This is a genomic window from Craterilacuibacter sp. (assembly GCF_051659485.1).
GTDB lineage: Bacteria > Pseudomonadota > Gammaproteobacteria > Burkholderiales > Chromobacteriaceae > Craterilacuibacter.
The window spans coordinates 1-2,786 of the sequence record NZ_JBOFOO010000259.1 but is presented as its reverse complement, the minus strand read 5'-3'; the positions used below and the strand labels follow the sequence as shown (position 1 = coordinate 2,786).

Sequence of the window (2,786 nt, the reverse complement as noted above, 5' to 3'; positions counted from 1 at the left end):
GGACTCGGGACTCGGGACTCGGGACTCGGGACTCGGGACTCGGGACTCGGGACTCGGGACTCGGGACTCGGGACTCGGGACTCGGATTTCAGTGTTGCGAACCGACCCAAGCACGTCAACACCGCGGCTCCCGATTCCCGGCTCCCCGATCCCGAAAAACCAAACCCGCCAGCCGCCCCCATTCCCTATTCCCTATTTGTCCCCATTCCCTAAATCTGGTAATCCCGCTGCGGCGTCCATGCCTGCCAGGCCTGGGCCGCGCTGATAAAAATCCGTCCGGCAAAGCGCTGCGCCAGACCCGCCTTATCCATCACGGCAAAGACCGGCTGCTTGATTTCACACAGGCTCAAGGCCATGCCGCGCGCGGCCAGCGCCGCGTCCAGACTCTCCAGCATCAGCAAGGCCGACATATCGATGCGGTTCACCCCGCTCATCACCAGTACCACGTGCCGGCTATTTGCAGGCGGCATCGCCAGCAGCACCGCCTCGACATTGCGCGCATTGCCGAAATACAGGCTTTCATCGACCCGCAGGAAAGACACACCCGGCAGGGTCTCGACACTGAAATTACGCACATTGCGAAAATGTTCGCTACCGGGCAGGCGGCCGATCTGGGCAATATGCGGCTGCCCGCTCTTGGCCAGCCATCCGCCCAGTGAAATCAATAGCCCGACGATAATGCCGCTATCGACACCGATCAGCAGCACGGAGGCAAAGGTCGCCATAAAGGCGAGCGCATCGACACGGTTACAGGCCCAGGCCCTGCGCAACAGCGAAAAATCGATCAGTGCCAGCACCGAGGCCACGATGGTGGCCGACAGCACGGTCAAGGGCAGGTAGTACAAGGCACGGGTGGCGAACAGCACGATGGCGAGCATCAGTACGGCGCTGATCACCGACGACAGCTGGGTCTGGGCGCCGGCATCGGCATTCACCACCGAACGCGTCAGGCCGCCGGTCACCGGAAAGCCGCCGGATAGCGCCGCACCGATATTGCACGCGCCCAGCGCGATCAGCTCGCGATTGGGCTCTATGCGCTCACCCCGCGGCTGCGCCAGCATCTGCGCCACCGACAGGCTTTGCACCATATTGACGAGCGCAATAAAAAAGGCCGGCAGCACCAGATCCGGCAGGCGCGACCACGGCAACCAGGCCAGCCCCAGAGGCGGCAAGCCGGCAGGCACTTCGCCCACCAGATGCAGCCGCCCGGCCATGTCGTCCCCGGCCGCAACCAGCATCCCCGCAAGCAGGGCCAGCACCGGTGCCGCCCGTACCAGCAACAGCGCGGCACTCGCGCCCAAGCCCAGTTTCTGCAGCACCGCCGCCAGCGCATGCCTTGACCACAATAGCCATAGCAAAGCCCCTCCGCCCAGCAGCAAGGCAGCCAGACTGAACGCCTGTCTTTGTGCCCATAAGCCGGACAACAGGGCAGGCAGCGTAGAACCGCCGCCCTGACTACCCAGCAAAGGCCCCAACTGCGACAGCACGATCATCAAAGCCGAAGCGGAAACAAAGCCGGAGAGCACCGGCTGCGACAGGAAATCGGCGACCAGTCCCAGCCGCAGCAAGCCCAGCAACAGCAGCATCAGGCCGGACAACAAGGCCAGCCACACCGCCAGCACCGCATAATCCGCCCCGCCTTGCGGGGCTAGCCTGACCAGCGTGGCGGCAACCAGCAAGGAGGTGACCGCCATCGGCCCGACCGACTGGGCATGACTGCGCCCGAGCAATGCATAAATCAGCAAGGGCGCCAAACTCGCGTACAAGCCGGTTTGCGGCGGCAGGCCGGCCACCATGGCATAGGCCAGCGCCTGCGGCACCAAGAGCAGCGTCACGATAATGCCGGCGCTGATGTCGCCACTTAGCCAGATGCGCGGGTAGTGCTTCATCCAGGGTGGTAGCAGGTGGCTCAAATAGGCTTTCATCGGCCGCTCAAGGCAAGAGCGGATCAAGCACGCGGAAAACCAGCATGCCGGCTATCATCGCGCCGACAAATAGCAGCCCCTGCGGAATCAAGGCTCCGGCCAGCACCAGGCCTGGCCCCGGACAGATACCGGCCAGGCCCCAGCCCACGCCGAACAGCAGGCTGCCCAGCACCAGTCGCGGCGTGATGTCACGACTGGCCGGCAGTTGCATCCGGTCACCCAGCAAGGCGGTGCTGCGCCGGCTGGCCATACGAAACGCGAAGAAACCGACCCCGATGGCGCCGGCCATCACCAGCGCGAGGCTGGGGTCCCATGCGCCGGCCAGATCGAGAAAACCCAGCACCTTGGCCGGATTGGACATGCCAGACACGATCAGGCCGATACCGAACAACAGGCCGACCGCAAAAGACGCAAACAGTTTGACGGGTTTCATGATGTTTTCAGCCCAGAAGGTGACGGACGAAATAAACGGTAGCAAAGCCGGCCGCCATAAAGCTGACCGTAGCGACCAGCGAGCGTGGCGACAAACGCGATAGCCCGCATACACCGTGGCCGCTGGTGCAGCCGGAGGCAAAACGGGTGCCGATGCCGACCAGCACCCCGGCCAATAGCAGTACCGGCGTCGATGCTTCGATGACCGGCACCGGCAGCGCGCCGGCAAACAAGGCATAAGCCACAGGCGCCGCCATGATGCCCAGCACGAAGGCCAGACGCAAAGGCCAGTCGCTGGCGCCTTCCAGCACACCGCCCAGCATGCCGCTGATACCGGCGATACGCCCCAAGAGCAGCACCAGTGCGCTGGCGGCGAGGCCGATCAGCATGCCGCCAGCCAGCGAGGCGACGGGTGTAAATACATCCCAG

3 protein-coding genes are annotated in these 2,786 nt (G+C 64.2%); all 3 read right to left on the bottom strand.

All coding sequences use genetic code 11. The annotated features are described in order from the left end of the window. Nucleotides 1–209: 209 nt before the first annotated feature. Nucleotides 210–1,925 carry a SulP family inorganic anion transporter gene (locus ACRC1E_RS08985; protein WP_438514759.1) on the bottom strand — a complete coding sequence of 572 codons (1,716 nt, stop codon included), beginning with the start codon at nt 1,923–1,925 and terminating at the stop codon, nt 210–212. Nucleotides 1,926–1,932: 7 nt separating this feature from the next. Further along, complete coding sequence (locus ACRC1E_RS08980) at nt 1,933–2,358, bottom strand: DUF6691 family protein (RefSeq protein WP_438514758.1); 426 nt, start codon at nt 2,356–2,358, stop codon at nt 1,933–1,935. A gap of 7 nt (nt 2,359–2,365) precedes the next feature. Next, nucleotides 2,366–2,786: YeeE/YedE family protein (locus ACRC1E_RS08975; RefSeq protein ID WP_438514757.1), on the bottom strand; the 421-nt coding region annotated here is incomplete at its 5' end.